Annotated in this window: 12 protein-coding genes; 6 read left to right on the forward strand and 6 right to left on the reverse strand. The window is 69.4% G+C overall.

The genetic code is table 11. The features are described from left to right. Positions 1-7: 7 nt before the first annotated feature. The 3 genes from ACZ63I_RS08960 to ACZ63I_RS08970 all read left to right on the forward strand — a co-directional run bounded on the left by ACZ63I_RS08960 (position 8) and on the right by ACZ63I_RS08970 (position 1,612). The gene (locus tag ACZ63I_RS08960) at positions 8-421 is read left to right on the forward strand and encodes a roadblock/LC7 domain-containing protein (protein ID WP_041995023.1); all 414 of its coding nucleotides are present in this window, start codon (positions 8-10) and stop codon (positions 419-421) included. 92 nt (positions 422-513) lie between these two features. Further along, positions 514-1,050 (forward strand): DUF742 domain-containing protein, encoded by a 537-nt coding sequence (locus ACZ63I_RS08965; RefSeq protein WP_469336787.1) that lies wholly within the window; start codon positions 514-516, stop codon positions 1,048-1,050. Next, entirely contained in the window at positions 1,031-1,612 is a 582-nt protein-coding gene (locus ACZ63I_RS08970) for a GTP-binding protein (RefSeq protein ID WP_031229389.1), read from the forward strand. Before ACZ63I_RS08965 ends, ACZ63I_RS08970 begins: the two co-directional genes overlap by 20 nt. Before the next feature lie 120 nt (positions 1,613-1,732). Here ACZ63I_RS08970 and ACZ63I_RS08975 read toward each other — a convergent pair whose 3' ends face one another. Further along, positions 1,733-1,936, reverse strand: coding sequence for an acyl-CoA carboxylase subunit epsilon (locus tag ACZ63I_RS08975; protein ID WP_041984032.1), 204 nt, complete (start codon positions 1,934-1,936; stop codon positions 1,733-1,735). A gap of 29 nt (positions 1,937-1,965) precedes the next feature. After that, positions 1,966-3,549: an acyl-CoA carboxylase subunit beta gene (locus ACZ63I_RS08980; protein WP_469336789.1), complete on the reverse strand. Its 1,584-nt coding sequence runs from the start codon at positions 3,547-3,549 to the stop codon at positions 1,966-1,968. A 345-nt stretch (positions 3,550-3,894) separates the two neighbouring features. On the opposite strand from ACZ63I_RS08980, the gene ACZ63I_RS08985 reads away from it, so the two are divergent. Further along, positions 3,895-5,097, forward strand: coding sequence for a glycoside hydrolase family 64 protein (locus ACZ63I_RS08985; RefSeq protein WP_469336791.1), 1,203 nt, complete (start codon positions 3,895-3,897; stop codon positions 5,095-5,097). A 63-nt stretch (positions 5,098-5,160) separates the two neighbouring features. Here ACZ63I_RS08985 and ACZ63I_RS08990 read toward each other — a convergent pair whose 3' ends face one another. Continuing rightward, positions 5,161-5,670 (reverse strand): hypothetical protein, encoded by a 510-nt coding sequence (locus tag ACZ63I_RS08990; protein ID WP_469336793.1) that lies wholly within the window; start codon positions 5,668-5,670, stop codon positions 5,161-5,163. A gap of 259 nt (positions 5,671-5,929) precedes the next feature. On the opposite strand from ACZ63I_RS08990, the gene ACZ63I_RS08995 reads away from it, so the two are divergent. Then, positions 5,930-6,559: a YceI family protein gene (locus ACZ63I_RS08995; RefSeq protein ID WP_469336795.1), complete on the forward strand. Its 630-nt coding sequence runs from the start codon at positions 5,930-5,932 to the stop codon at positions 6,557-6,559. A 78-nt stretch (positions 6,560-6,637) separates the two neighbouring features. Here the strand turns inward: ACZ63I_RS08995 and ACZ63I_RS09000 are convergent, their stop codons facing one another. Then, positions 6,638-9,730 (reverse strand): glycoside hydrolase family 3 N-terminal domain-containing protein, encoded by a 3,093-nt coding sequence (locus ACZ63I_RS09000; protein ID WP_469336797.1) that lies wholly within the window; start codon positions 9,728-9,730, stop codon positions 6,638-6,640. 71 nt (positions 9,731-9,801) lie between these two features. Continuing rightward, positions 9,802-10,776: a LacI family DNA-binding transcriptional regulator gene (locus ACZ63I_RS09005; protein ID WP_469336799.1), complete on the reverse strand. Its 975-nt coding sequence runs from the start codon at positions 10,774-10,776 to the stop codon at positions 9,802-9,804. Positions 10,777-11,066: 290 nt separating this feature from the next. Here ACZ63I_RS09005 and ACZ63I_RS09010 point away from each other — a divergent pair, with 290 nt between their 5' ends. Continuing rightward, complete coding sequence (locus ACZ63I_RS09010) at positions 11,067-12,965, forward strand: ricin-type beta-trefoil lectin domain protein (protein WP_469336801.1); 1,899 nt, start codon at positions 11,067-11,069, stop codon at positions 12,963-12,965. Positions 12,966-13,041: 76 nt separating this feature from the next. Here the strand turns inward: ACZ63I_RS09010 and cimA are convergent, their stop codons facing one another. Beyond that, positions 13,042-14,667: a citramalate synthase gene (cimA, locus tag ACZ63I_RS09015; RefSeq protein WP_469336802.1), complete on the reverse strand. Its 1,626-nt coding sequence runs from the start codon at positions 14,665-14,667 to the stop codon at positions 13,042-13,044. Positions 14,668-14,990 lie beyond the last annotated feature (323 nt).

Raw genomic sequence — 14,990 nt, forward strand, 5'->3', positions numbered from 1 at the left:
GAGCCCGATGAGCCAGGCGGCGCAGAATCTGAACTGGTTGATCACCAACTTCGTGGACAACACCCCCGGGGTGTCCCACACGGTGGTGGTCTCCGCCGACGGACTCCTACTGGCGATGTCCGAAGGCTTCCCCCGCGACCGGGCCGACCAGCTCGCCGCCGTCGCCTCAGGACTGACCTCGCTCACCGCGGGGGCCTCCCGGATCTTCGAAGGCGGCGCGGTGAACCAGACCGTCGTCGAGATGGACCGCGGTTTTCTCTTCATCATGTCCGTCTCGGACGGCTCCTCACTGGCCGTCCTCGCCCATCCCGAGGCCGACATCGGCCTCGTCGGGTACGAGATGGCGCTTCTGGTCGATCGCGCGGGGACGGTCCTCACCCCCGACCTGCGCGCCGAGCTTCAGGGAAGTCTTCTCAACTAACAGACAGTGCGCTTCTCGCCACCGCACCATAGGGTGCGGTGGCGCGGCTCCGCAGGGACGTGGACCGGCGGCCGGCAGTCGGAGGAGGAAACGTGGCTACACCCCCAGGTGGTTACCGTTACGACGGTTCCCAGCAGGTGCCGGGAGAGCATGCCCGGAACCGCTTCGGTGCGCCCTCTCCCGGCGGACAGCAGCCGTTCGACCCCTACGACCAGCCGCCGTCGCGCATCCAGCCGGTACAGCCGATGTGGGCCCCCGAGCCCGCGCCCGAGCCCACCATGGGACCGCACAACCCCCTGGTGCGGCCGTACGCCATGACTGGCGGCCGAACCAGGCCGCGGTACCAGCTCGCCATCGAGGCGCTGGTCAGTACGACGGCCGATCCGTCCCAGTTGCAAGGGCAGTTGCCCGAGCATCAGCGGATCTGCCGGTTGTGTTTCGAGATCAAGTCGGTGGCCGAGGTCTCGGCGCTGCTCTCGATTCCCCTCGGCGTCACCCGGATCCTCGTAGCCGACCTGGCGGAGGCCGGACTTGTCGCCATCCATCAGCCCGGCGGCGACGAGTCCGCCGGTGGTCAGCCAGATGTGACACTGCTCGAAAGGGTGCTCAGTGGACTTCGCAAGCTCTAGCGGCGGTGCAGCCCGCTCAACCACCAGCGCGAAGATCGTGGTGGCGGGCGGATTCGGCGTGGGCAAGACCACGTTCGTCGGCGCCGTCTCGGAGATCAACCCGCTGCGTACCGAAGCCGTCATGACCTCCGCATCGGCGGGGATCGACGACCTCACCCATACCGGGGACAAGACCACCACCACGGTGGCCATGGACTTCGGCCGCATCACCCTCGACCAGGACCTGATCCTCTACCTCTTCGGCACACCGGGCCAGGACCGCTTCTGGTTCATGTGGGACGACCTCGTACGCGGCGCCATCGGCGCCGTGGTGCTGGTCGACACCCGCAGGCTCGCCGACTGCTTCCCCGCGGTCGACTACTTCGAGAACTCGGGCCTGCCGTTCGTCATCGCCCTCAACGGCTTCGACGGACACCAGCCCTACACGCCCGACGAGGTGCGGGAGGCGCTCCAGATCGGACCTGACACCCCGATCATCACCACCGACGCCCGCCACCGCGCGGACGCCAAGAGCGGTCTCATCACCCTGGTCGAGCACGCGCTCATGGCACGGCTTCGTTAGCAGCACCTCACCGGCCGCACACATTGCGACGGAAAGGCCCCGCACTCCGAGGAGTACGGGGCCTTCGTCGTGCGGGGAGGTGCCGGACGGCCGGTGCTCAGCCGTCGGGCGGCCGGTGGGTCAGCCCTGCCAACTGTGCGGGGCCCGGAAGCCGGGGGTGCGCTCCAGGCGGCGCCAGCCGGCCGTGGAGCGGCCCTGGTGGGCCGGGGCCTCGGGGGTGGCGGCGGCGCGGGCGAGCAGGACCGCCGTGATGGCGGCCAGCTCCTCCGGGTCGGCCTGGCCCTTCTCGACACGCAGCAGCGATTCGTTGATGGGGTTGCTCATGAGGGTCGTGTCTCCGTCTTCTGCCGCAGTTACTGCGGGGGGTTGCCGTGCTTGCGGGACGGCAGGTCGGCGTGTTTGGTGCGGAGCATCGCGAGCGCGCTCGCGAGTACCTGCCGGGTCTCCGCGGGGTCGATGACGTCGTCGACAAGGCCCCGCTCGGCCGCGTAGTACGGGTGCATCAGCTCGGCCTTGTACTCCTTGACCATGCGGGCGCGCATGGCCTCGGGGTCCTCGGCCTCGGCGATCTGCTTGCGGAAGATGACGTTGGCGGCACCTTCGGCGCCCATCACCGCGATCTCGTTGGTCGGCCAGGCGTAGGTGAGATCCGCCCCGATGGACTGGGAGTCCATCACGATGTACGCACCTCCGTAGGCCTTGCGCAGGATCAGCGAGATCCTGGGCACCGTGGCGTTGCAGTACGCGTAGAGCAACTTCGCGCCGTGCCGGATGATTCCGCCGTGCTCCTGGTCGACGCCCGGCAGGAAACCGGGCACGTCCAGCAGCGTGACGATCGGGATGTTGAAAGCGTCGCACATCTGGACAAAGCGTGCCGCTTTCTCCGACGCCTCGATGTCCAGGACGCCGGCCAGCGACTGCGGCTGGTTGGCGACGATGCCGACCACCTGTCCGTCGATCCTGGCGAGGGCGCAGATGATGTTGCGCGCCCAGCGCTCGTGGACCTCCAGGAAGTCGCCCTCGTCGACCAGCTCCTCGATCACCTTGTGCATGTCGTACGGGCGGTTGCCGTCGGCGGGCACGAGGTCGAGCAGGACGTCGGAGCGTCGCTCGGCCGGGTCGTCGGACTCGACGGACGGCGGGTTCTCGCGGTTGTTCTGCGGGAGCATCGACAGCAGGTAGCGCACCTCGCCGATGCAGGTCTCCTCGTCGTCGTACGCGAAGTGCGCGACGCCGGAGGTCTCGGCGTGCACGTCGGCGCCGCCGAGGCCGTTCTGGGTGATCTCCTCGCCGGTGACGGCCTTGACCACGTCCGGGCCCGTGATGAACATCTGCGAGGTGTCGCGGACCATGAAGACGAAGTCGGTCAGCGCCGGGCTGTAGGCCGCGCCGCCGGCGCACGGGCCGAGCATCACGCTGATCTGCGGGATCACCCCGGAGGCGCGGGTGTTGCGCTGGAAGATGCCGCCGTACCCGGCGAGCGCGGAGACACCTTCCTGGATACGGGCGCCGGCGCCGTCGTTCAGGGAGACCAGCGGGGCACCGGCCGAGATGGCCATGTCCATGATCTTGTGGATCTTCGTGGCGTGCGCCTCGCCGAGCGCGCCGCCGAAGATCCGGAAGTCGTGGGCGTACACGAAGACCGTCCGGCCCTCGACCGTGCCCCAGCCGGTGATCACACCGTCGGTGTACGGCTTCTTCGCCTCAAGACCGAACCCGGTCGCGCGGTGCCGGCGCAACTGCTCGACCTCGCTGAATGATCCCTCGTCCAGCAGGAGCGCGATGCGCTCGCGCGCGGTCAGCTTGCCCTTGGCATGCTGCGCTTCCGTCGCCCGGTCGCTGGGCCCTCTGCGGGCCTGCTCGCGCAGGGCGTGCAACTCGGCGACCCGCCCTCTGGTATCGGCGGGCTCGCTCGGCGTCTGGTCCACTACGGTCATGTACCAACCCTACGAACACCACGCGGTAAAAAGCGCCGTCGACTCCACACAGTCTCCTGGCCGTATTCCTGGTAGAGCCTGACAGAACCGGGTCAGGACAGGGGTGACCGGACAGTCGACTAGCACAGCCGCTTGTAGGGTTTCCCTAGATTCTTGGTACAGGACGACTCCACGGCACCGGTTCGCCGGCCCCGGGCGCCGGGTCCGTCCGAGAGCGCTCTCAGCAGGAACTCTTGACGTGTCCATCCCACCACATGAGAGTCTTCCGGAACGCACGGCCCGGCCCCCACCCGCCGCAAGCCGCCGCGTACCCCCCACAGTTCAGGACAGTTCAGGAGACCATCCGTGATATCCCGTCGACTCTTCCTGTCCGGCGCGGCAGCCGCCGCCACCGCCGTCACCTATCCCGTCTGGGGCAGCGCGCTCAGCCCGCACGCGGCGGCCGCAGACACCTGCGAGCTGGCACTCCAGAACAAATCGCTGCCCGGCTCGGTGAACGCGTACGTGACCGGGCACGACGGCGCCACCGGCGGCTGGACGCTGCTCAAGCCGGACGGCGACGTCTACCGCCCCGACTCCCCCGGCGCGCCGCAGACCCCGCTGCCGGTCGACTGCGCGATCCCGCTGGGCGCGGCGGGCAGCGCGCCCGTCGTGCTGACGCTCCCCCAGTTGTACGGCGCGCGTGTCTACTTCGTACGCGACGACAAGCTGGACTTCTTCCTCAACCCGGGCCCCGCCCTGGTGGAGCCGGCCTTCGCGACGGAGTCCGACCCCAACTACGGGCGCACCTGGTCCTTCTGCGAGTTCACCTTCAACGCGGACCAGTTGTACTCGAACATCAGCTATGTCGACCTGGCGACCGCCCTGCCCATCGGCATCACGCTGGAGGGCGACGCCACCCACACCGTCGCCCCGCTGCCGGAGGGCGCCCTGGAGAGGATCGCCGACGGGCTCACGGCCCAGGCGGCGGCGGACGGGCACCCGTGGGACAAGCTGGTGCTGCGCGGGCCCGACGGCGGGGTGCTGCGGGTGATCTCGCCGCAGAACCTGGCGGGTGACGCGCCCTTCGCGAGCGTCTTCGACAGCTATGTCGACCAGGTGTGGCAGAAGTACGCGGCCGAGGACCTGACGATCGACCTGCAGGGCGGGCGCGGTGTCTTCACCGGCCGGGTCAGCGGCGACACGCTCACCTTCAACGGCGGCCACACCTTCGCCAGGCCGACGTCGATGGACATCTTCACCTGCAACAGCGGTCCGTTCGCCAACAACCCGGCCGACTCGGACGACAAGAAGGGGCTGCTCGCCCGGCTCGCCGCCGCCTTCAACCGCTCCACCCTGCTGACCCACCCGGACCAGCCGAACGGCGCGACGGCCGCCGACTACTACCAGGACCCGGTCACCAACCACTGGGCCCGGGTGCTGCACGCGAACACGCCGATCGGTTACGCGTTCCCGTACGACGACGTGCAGCCGGACGGCCAGCCCGACGTCTCGGGCGCGGCCTTCGACGGCAACCCCAGGCGCTGGACCGTCTCGGTCGGCTCCTGACGGTACGGACGACGCAGGCCCCCGGCACCGTGCGGTGCCGGGGGCCTGTGTCATGCGGCGGTGTCAGCAGCCGCCGCAGTTGTAGAACGTCGCGTCCCAGTGGCTGCCCTCGTCCGCGTAGACGTTGCCGGAGCCGGCCTGCCACTGCGGGTAGCCGTCACCGCGCAGTCCTATGTAGGTGAAGGCACCCTTGATGTAGTTGGTGAGACAGGTGGACTTGGCGAAGTCGAGCTTGTAGCCGTTCGCGTGCGAGTACGTGCCGCTCGCGTGGCCGGTCTCGGTACCGCCGGTGATGTTGAGGGCGCAGCCGATGGCGCCCTTGAGGGTCTGCGCTCCCTGCGCGGTGGGGAGGTTGAGCCCGTCGAAGGAGGTGCAGGTGGGGTTGTTGCGGTCCGAGCAGCCGCCCGACGAGGACCAGGTGATCCCGGACGAGCTGAACCGCGAGGTGGCCTGCGCGTGGGTGAGCTTGGTGGCTGCCTGGGCGTCGCCGGCCGAGCTGAGGACGCCGAAGCCGGGCGCGAAGAGCGCACCGAGGACGAGCGCGAGCGCGACGAGCGCAGAGCGGATCTTCATGGGGGGATTTCCTCCTGCTGAGGTCGTGGGGGCGCCAAATGACAGGCCCTGTGTGGGGGGGCGGAGGTGACGCAAGGAGATGGTGCCGGATTTCGGCCCGCCTCACCAGAGGGCAGGCACCTGGGAATCGCCCCGGAACCACGCGGGAATCACTCGAAGGGCGGTCATTGTTGAAGCTTGAACGATGCAGGTCTACTGTGGGCTCCGCCACACCTGCCAAGCATGACGATTTCCGTCCGCTTTTCCCCCAGGAGGAACCATGAGCATCTTCAGCCGCAAGAACGACGAGGCGCAGACCACCGGCGACACCGCGACCACGTCCGCGGTTGACCCGGCGCTGGCCGCGCTGACCGGCGAATACGTCATCGACCCCGCGCACACCAGCATCGGCTTCACGGTGCGGCACGCGATGGTCACCAACGTCCGCGGCGCGTTCCAGGAGCACGAGGGCACCCTCATCCTGGACGGCGAGCACCCGGAGAACTCCACGGCCGCCATCGACGTCTCGATGGCCAGCATCGACACCGGCGCCCCGGACCGCGACGGCCACCTGCGCAGCGCCGACTTCTTCGACGCCGAGCAGTTCCCGAAGATGACTTTCCGCTCGACCTCGGCCGAGGAGCGCGGCGGCGACTCGTACCGCATCTCCGGTGACCTGACCATCAAGGGCGTCACCAAGCCGCTCACCATCGACCTGGAGTTCAACGGCTCGGCCACCGACCCGTTCGGCAACCAGCGCGTCGGCTTCGAGGGCACCGCCGAGATGCTGCGCTCCGACTGGGGCCTGACCTACAACGCGGCGCTGGAGACCGGCGGTGTGCTGGTCGGCGACAAGCTCAAGCTCACCTTCGACATCTCCGCGATCAAGAAGGCCCCCGAGGCCGCCTGAGACCACCGCGGCACAGGATGATGCCCCCGGACCTCGCAGAGGTCAGGGGGCATCACCCATGGGGGTCGGCGCGGTTGGTCAGGCGGCCCGGTAGGCCGCCGTCAGCTTGGCGACAGCGCCGGTCAGATCACCGGTCAGCAGCAGGTGGTCCGCCTCGGCGAACGGCTTGGCCGACGCCTCGGTGAGATGCGAGCCGATCTTCTGCTGGACCAGCAGCCTGGCCTGGCCGACGAGCGCCTTGCCCTGGGCGGACTTGCCCTGGCCCAGCTTCTCCAGCACCTTCGCCGCGACGCCGATCGCGCCGAGCGTCAACTGCCCGCCGGCCGGCGGGGACTTGAGCGTCGTCAGGCCCCAGCCGTACGGGAACTGCGGGTCGTACGACGCGTCACCGACGTTGATCGGGAGCTGCGCCTCCGACTTCGGCCAGGTCAGCGGCAGTTGGCCGGTGAAGGCCCGCTTGCCGTAGAGGACGTCGGCGACGCCGTCGCCCTCCGTGCCCGGCAGGAAGGAGGCGACCAGCGCGTCGATCCCGCCGAGCTGGTCACCGATGAGCTGCGGCCGGCCGGCCACGTCGAGCACGGCGCACTTCATCGCCGCGCACACCGTGTCGACGGCCTTCTTGTCGGCGGCCGACAGCGCGAGCGTGTGCCCGTTGCCGACGTCACCCTGGCCTTCCGCGTACGGCTGCTCACCGACGACGACCACACCCACGTCGTAGCCGCTCGTCGGCGCCGAGGCGTCCTTCGAGTAGCTGATGTCGGTGCCGGGCGCCGCCTTCCTCATGCCCTGGAGGATGGTCGTGCCGCCGGTGGTGGTGTTGCCGGACGCGCCCTGCCAGGTGACGGACCAGCCGCCCATCTGGTTGCCGATGTCGTCGGCGTTGGAGCCGGCCACGTACACCTTCTGCGAAGGCTTCAGCGGCAGGACCTTGCCGTCGTTCTTCAGCAGCACCTGCGACTCGGCAGCGGCCTGGCGGGCCACCGCGCGGTGCTCCGGCGAGCCGATCTTGGAGATGTTCGAGGTGTCCGAGTAGGGCTTCTCGAAGAGGCCGAGCTTGAACTTCTGCGTCAGGATGCGGGAGACGGCGTCGTCGATCCGGGAGACCGGGATCCGGCCCGCCGCCACCTCGTCCTGGAGGGTCGCCGTGAAGTCCTTGTACGCCGTCGGCACCATGATCATGTCGAGTCCGGCGTTGACGGACGTGCGGACGTCGCTCGGGTAGTCGCCGGGGATCTGGTCGATCGCCGCGTAGTCGCTGATGACGAAGCCGTCGAAGCCCAGCTTGCCCTTCAGCTCGCCGTTGATCATGTCGCCGCGGGCGTGCATCTTGACCGCGCCCTTGCCGTCGCCGGTGATGTCCAGCGAGGAGTACGACGGCATGACCGTGCCGACACCGCGCTTGACGGCGTCCTTGAACGGCGCCAGGTGGATGTCCTGGAGCTCCTTCGGCGTGACGGTCGTGACGCCCTGGTCGAGCGTGTACGTACCGCTGGTGGACGAGCCGTAGGCGGTGCCGCCGTCACCGACGAAGTGCTTGGCGGTGGCCAGCACCTTGTCGTCGCGGTCCAGGTCCTTGCCCGAGGGGTCGCCCTGCATGCCGTTGACGACGGTTTCCATGGAGGTGACGAGCGCCGGGTCCTCGCCGAACGTCTCGTACGTACGGCCCCAGCGTTCGTCGCGTCCCACGCACAGGCAGGGCGCGAAGTCCCACGGGATGCCGGTGGCGCGCACCTCGCTCGCCGTCACGGCGCCGGTCTTCTCGGCGAGCGCCGGGTCGCGGGTCGCGCCGAGGCCGATGTTGTGCGGCATCAGGGTCGCGCCGACCACGTTGTTGTGGCCGTGCACCGCGTCCACGCCGTAGATCAGCGGGATCTGGAAGCGGGTGGCCTGGGCGCGCAACTGGTAGCCGTCGATCATCTTGGCCCACGCGGCGGGGGTGTTGGGCGTCGGGACCGAGCCGCCGCCGGAGAGCAGCGAGCCGAGGTCGTAGGTCGCGATGTCGCCCTGCGAGGTGAGCGCGTTGCGCTCGGCCTGGGTCATCTGCCCGGCCTTCTCGGCGAGCGAGAGCCGCGACACGAGGTCGGCGACGCGCTTCTTCACCGGCAGCTTCGCGTCGAGGTACGCCAGGCCGTGGGCGTCGATGACGACCTGCGGCTGCTCGGCCGGCGCCTTGGCGCCGGTGACGGTGAGCTTGAGCGGTACGGTCTCGGCGCTCTCGGCGGTCTTGTCCTTGACGGTCGCGACCCGCACGGTCTGCGAGCTGCCCGATGCGGCGCCGGCCGGGAAGGTGACGGTGCCGGAGACCGGGGTGTAGTCCTTGCCGGCCTCGGCGGTGCCGCCCTCGGTGGTGTAGTCGACGGTGACGGGCTCGGTGGCGGGCACGCCGCCGGTCGTCGCGAGGGAGATCTTGACCTGGGCGGCGCCGCCCTCGGCGACCGGGTAGACGGCCGCGTCGGTGGAGACGGACGCGTTCAGGGTCGCGTCGGGCTTGCCGTACAGCTCCATGCCGTCGACGGCGAACGTGCCGGGGCTGCCCGGGGGCAGTGTGAAGGCGTAGCCCCACATCTCGGTGAGCCCAAGCACCTGGTCGATGCCGCCGACCGGCTGGTAGTCGCCGCGGTACCGGAAGGCGGAGAACGGGATCTCCACCTGGTGCCAGCCGGCCCAGTCGTCGGTGAAGGACGTCGTCCACAGCTCGGACGCCTCGCCGTCGGCGCCGCCGTCCTTGATCTCGAAGCTGATCTTCTTGCCCTGGCCCTGCGGCAGTTCGACCGGGTTCTGGCCGTACCACCAGAAGCGGATGCCGCCGTGCGCCGACCAGTCCTGGGCGGGCTTGTCGCTGGCGAAGTCGTGGCTGAAGCCGCCGTATCCGCTGATGTCGTAGCTGCCTTCGAGCACCTTGGCGCCCTGGGGCGCGTCGGCGCGCTCGGCGAACTTCAGGGTGGGCGGGTCGTCGGCGTCGCCGCCCCAGGTGAACAGGCCGTCGGCGGGCGGGGATGCGAAGGGCACCTCGCCCTCGTAGTTGTCGACGGCCACCGGGGCGGGGTCCGCTGCCGCCGCCGCACCGGCGGCGGCGCTCGTCCCGGCGCCGGCGAGCGGCAGCAGCCCGGCGATGACGGCCGCTGCGACCAGCGCCGCCGTTCTGCCGGGTCTGACACGTTTGCGTAGCATGGTGCGGCTCCTCGGATATGTTGTTGTTTCTTCTCGGCCGATGCCACGCCCCGCGTGACCGTGGGGCCGGCTCAAGGGGCTGACTGGCGTACGACGAGTTCGGTGGCCAGGACGACGGGCTCGTCGGGCGCGCGGGCTCCGCCCAGATGGGCGAGCAGCATCCGCGCCGCCGTCTCGCCCATCCGGTGGACGGGCTGGCGGACCGTGGTGAGCGGCGGGTCGGTGTGCCGGGCCATCGCGATGTCGTCGAAGCCGACCACGGCGATGTCGCCGGGGACGGTGCGCCCGGCGGCCCGCAGGGCGCGCAGCGCGCCCGAGGCGCTGACGTCGTTGTGCGCGAAGACGGAGTCGAACTCGGCGCCCTCGGCGAGGAGTTTCTCCACGGCGAGGCGGCCGGACAGCTCGGTGAAGTCCCCCACGGCCACCTGGTGCCGGGGCAGGATCTCGTGGAAGCCGCGGAGCCGGTCCCGTACGCAGGGGAAGTGCGTGGGGCCCGTGATGACCAGCGGCCTGGTGCGCCCGGTGGCGCGCAGATGGCGCGCGGCCGACGCGGCGCCCTCGTGATTGGTCGTCACCACGGAGGGGAAGTCCGGGTGCTGGCCGCGGTCGTCGATCAGGACGACCGGCAGCCCCTTGCGGTGCATCGCCGCGATGGTGTCGAGGGTGTTGTCGGGTTCGACTACTAGAAGACCGTCGAAGGCGCGGGCCGAGACCTGGCTGGTGAAGCGGTCGACCGACTCGGCGCCGCGGTTGCAGGTGAACAGCAGCAGCCCGTACCCGGCGGCCTCGACGGTGTCGACCACGCCCTGGAGTACTTCGCCGATCCACGGCCAGGTCAGCGAAGGGACCAGCATGCCGATCGTGCGGCTGCTCCCGCGCGCCAGTCCGACAGCTCCTGAGCTGGGCACATAGCCGAGCTGCGCGATCACGGCACGGACCCGGGCGGCGGTCGGACCGCCCACCTCTCCCTTGGTGTTGACGACCCGGGAGACGGTGGTCTTGCTGACGCCGGCCGCGCGGGCGACATCGGCGATCGTGACGCGCATCGGGCCTCCGCTCCGTGGGGGGAACCGCTGCCGGTACCGGTTCCGGAACCGGTACCGGTGTTGGGCGGTGAGTTAACCGGGGTGCAACACAGCCGTCAATACTTCACACCCACATTGGTCCGAACCTTTGTTACGTACATGTCTAACGCCAGGTCAGGGGCGCAGCAGGGGTGTTGTGCGTTCAGCCTTTGAATACGCAACCTCTTGACGGGAGTTCACCAGGGCAGTTCACTCACGCCGCAGCACCACGCAGCACCCCCCACAACTGTGCCGAGAAGGGCAGCGACCCCATGACCACATCGTCGAGAGCGACCAGGCGAACGGGCACCCGAGGGCGGCTGGTGAGACTCCTGCTGACCGGGGCGCTCGCCACGGCCGGCCTCACCGGGCTGACGGCAGGAAACGCGCAAGCCGCAGGGGAGCCGGTGAACATCTGGCTGACGACCACCGACGACGCGGGCGGACGCCATGTCACCCGCGGCCTCCAGCAGCAGACACCGGTCAACTTCCAGTCGGGCACCGGCGGCAGCGGCACCAACATCACCGTCGACGAGAACACCAAGTACCAGCAGTTCTCCGGCGGCGGCGCCTCGTTCACGGACACCGCGGCCTGGCTGATGAACAGCAGCGGGGCGCTCTCCCAGGCGACCCGCGACGACACGATGCGCAAGCTGTTCTCGCCGACGGACGGCATCGGACTGAGCTTCCTGCGCAACCCGATGGGCGCGTCCGACCTGGCCCGCAACAGCTACAGCTACGACGACCTGCCGGCCGGGCAGACCGACCCGACGCTGGCGAAGTTCTCCATCGCGCACGACCAGGCCGACGTCCTGCCGCTCACCAAGCAGGCCAAGCAGCTCAACCCGAGCGCCAAGGTGATGGCGGTGCCGTGGAGCGCGCCGCCGTGGATGAAGGACAACGACGCCTTCAGCCAGGGCTGGCTGGAGTCGCAGTACTACGGCGCCTATGCGCAGTACTTCGTGAAGTACATCCAGGCGTACCAGGCGGCGGGTGTCCCGATCGACTACATCTCGGCGCAGAACGAGCCGACCTGCTGCGGCGGTTACCCGTCGATGCAGTGGAACGGCTCGGGTCTCGCGTACTTCACCAAGACCAATCTGCTGCCGGCGCTGCACAGCGCGAACCTGAACACCAAGGTCCTGGCGCTGGACTGGAACCCGGACTCGTACGCCGGCTACGCGGCGCCCACGGTGGACGACGCGGCGATCCGCACCGACCCGAACTTCGGCGGGATCGCCTACCACGGCTACACCGGCGGCATCGACATCCAGACGACGATCCACAACCAGTACCCGGACGTGCCCGCGTTCGACACCGAGCACTCCGGCGGTACGTGGATCGGCAACCAGCAGCAGGAGGACATGAACAACCTGTTCGACTACACCCGCAACTGGGGGCAGAGCTTCGTCAAGTGGAGCCTGGCGGTCGACCAGAACATGGGCCCGCACAACGGCGGTTGCGGCACCTGCACCGGGCTGATCACCGTGAACAACGGGGGCAGCAGGAGCGGTCAGGTCGACTACACCGTCGAGTACTACACCATGGGCCATCTGACCAAGTTCGTGAAGACCGGCGCCCGCCGGATCGCCTCGACGGACACCTCGGCCGTGCGCAACGTCGCCTGGCAGAACCCGGACGGCTCCAAGGCGCTCATCGCGTACAACAACAACTCAGCGGCGCAGCAGATCCGGGTCAACTGGGGCGGGCAGAACTTCTCCTACTCGCTGCCCGGCAAGACCTCGGCGACCTTCACCTGGGCCGGTACGCAGAGCGGCAGCACCCCGGCGCAGACCGGCACGATCACCGGTCTCGGCGGCAAGTGCCTGGACGTGGCGGGCGGGCAGAGCGCCAACGGAACCGCCGTGCAGATCTACGGCTGCAACGGCTCGACCGCGCAGCAGTGGTCGGTGAAGACGGACGGCTCGGTGCAGTCGCTCGGCAAGTGCCTTGACGTGAACGCCGCTTCGACGGCCAACGGCGCCAAGGTGCAGCTCTACGACTGCAACGGGTCGGCGGCGCAGCAGTGGAGACTCGAAGCGGCGGGCGATCTCGTCAACGCGGGTGCGAACAAGTGCCTTGACGTGACGGGCAATACGTCAGCCGACGGCACCAAGACCCAGCTCTGGACCTGCACCGGAGCCGCCAACCAGAAGTGGCAGCTCCGGTAGTCCGTCAGCTCGGCATCATCTGTCCAGCCCGGCATCATCTGTCACCGCGGGCCGGGGCGGACCGCGCGGGGTGCGGCTACTCCGCCGGTTCGACCCCGGCCCGCAGCAGTCCGAACGTGTACGCGTCCTCCAGCGCCTGCCAGGACGCGGAGATCACGTTCTCCGCGACGCCGACCGTCGCCCATTCGCTGGTGCCGTCCGAGGTGGTGACCAGCACCCGGGTGGTGGACTCGGTGCCGTGCCTGCCCTCCAGGATGCGCACCTTGTAGTCGACGAGCTGGAGCTTGGCGAGCTGCGGGTAGATCCGCTCAAGACCGACCCGCATGGCCCGGTCGAGCGCGTTGACCGGGCCGTTGCCCTCCGCCGTCGCGACGATCCGCTCGCCCTTGGCCCACAGCTTCACCGTCGCCTCGTTGGCGTGCGTGCCGTCGGGGCGGTCCTCGACGATGGCGCGCCAGGACTCGGTGCGGAAGTAGTTGCGGACCCGGCCCTCCAGCTCCTCGCGGAGCAGCAGCTCGAAGGACGCGTCGGCCGCCTCGTACGTGAACCCCTGGAGTTCGCGCTCCTTGACGCGCCTGACGACCCGGCCGACCATGTCGCGGTCGTCGCCGAGGTCGATGCCGAGTTCCTTGCCCTTCAGCTCGACGGACGCGCGCCCCGCCATGTCGGAGACCAGCATCCGCATGGTGTTGCCGACCGCCTCGGGGTCGATGTGCTGGTAGAGGTCCGGGTCGACCTTGATCGCCGAGGCGTGCAGGCCGCCCTTGTGCGCGAAGGCCGAGACCCCGACGTACGGCTGGTGCGTGGAGGGCGCCAGATTGACGACCTCGGCGATGGCGTGCGAGATCCGGGTCATCTCGGCGAGCGCGCCGTCGGGCAGCACCCGCTTGCCGTACTTCAGCTCCAGCGCCGCGACGACCGGGAAGAGGTTGGAGTTGCCGACCCGTTCGCCGTAGCCGTTGGCCGTGCACTGGACGTGGGTCGCGCCCGCGTCCACGGCGGCGAGCGTGTTGGCGACGGCGCAACCCGTGTCGTCCTGGGCGTGGATGCCGAGCCGGGCGCCGGTGTCGGCGAGCACGGTCGCCACGACGGCCTGGACCTGGGCGGGCAGCATCCCGCCGTTGGTGTCGCAGAGCACCACGACATCGGCGCCGGCCTCGGCGGCGGCCCGTACGACGGACTTCGCGTACTCCGGGTTGGCCCGGTAGCCGTCGAAGAAGTGCTCGCAGTCCACGAAGACCCGCCGGCCCTGCTCGCACAGGAAGCTGACGGTGTCGCGGACCATCGCCACGTTCTCGTCCAGGGTGGTGCGCAGCGCGAGTTCGACATGGCGGTCGTGCGCCTTGGCGACCAGCGTCACCACCGGGGCGCCCGACTCCACGAGCGCCTTGACCTGCGGGTCGTCGGACGCCTTCGCGCCCGGCCTGCGGGTGGCGCCGAAGGCGACGAGCTGGGCGTGCTTGAAGTCGATCTCCTGCTGGGCACGGGCGAAGAACTCCGTGTCGCGCGGATTGGCGCCGGGCCAGCCGCCCTCGATGAACCCCACGCCGAACTCGTCCAGGTACCGGGCGATGGTGAGCTTGTCGGCGACCGTCAGATTGATGCCTTCGCGCTGCGCGCCGTCACGCAGGGTCGTGTCGAAGACATGGAAACTGTCGTCGCTCGCTGTGGGCCCCGTGGAATCCGTGGACTGCGTGGTCATGCTGTTGCTCCCTGTCGAGTGGATGGTCTGGCTCCACTTGCTCCATCTTCGCGTGCGGCTCGTCTCCGGTCGGGGTGGGGCCGGAAAACGAAAAAACCCCTCGCGGGTGCGAGAGGTCTGCGCGCGGGTCTGGGGCAGGATGCCCGCTTCGTACGTCGTGGTACGGAGCGGTCACCGCGGACCGGCGCGCTTGCAGCCAATAATCATGGCGAACGAGAGCACGAGCCGATTTTCGCACGCCTTCCCGTTTTGGGAAGGGGTGTCTCACGATGCGGTCGGCACGGCGGTGACCTGCGGCCGCGCCGGTACGGGTACCGGCGCGG

The organism is Streptomyces sp. NPDC087906 (assembly GCF_055584925.1).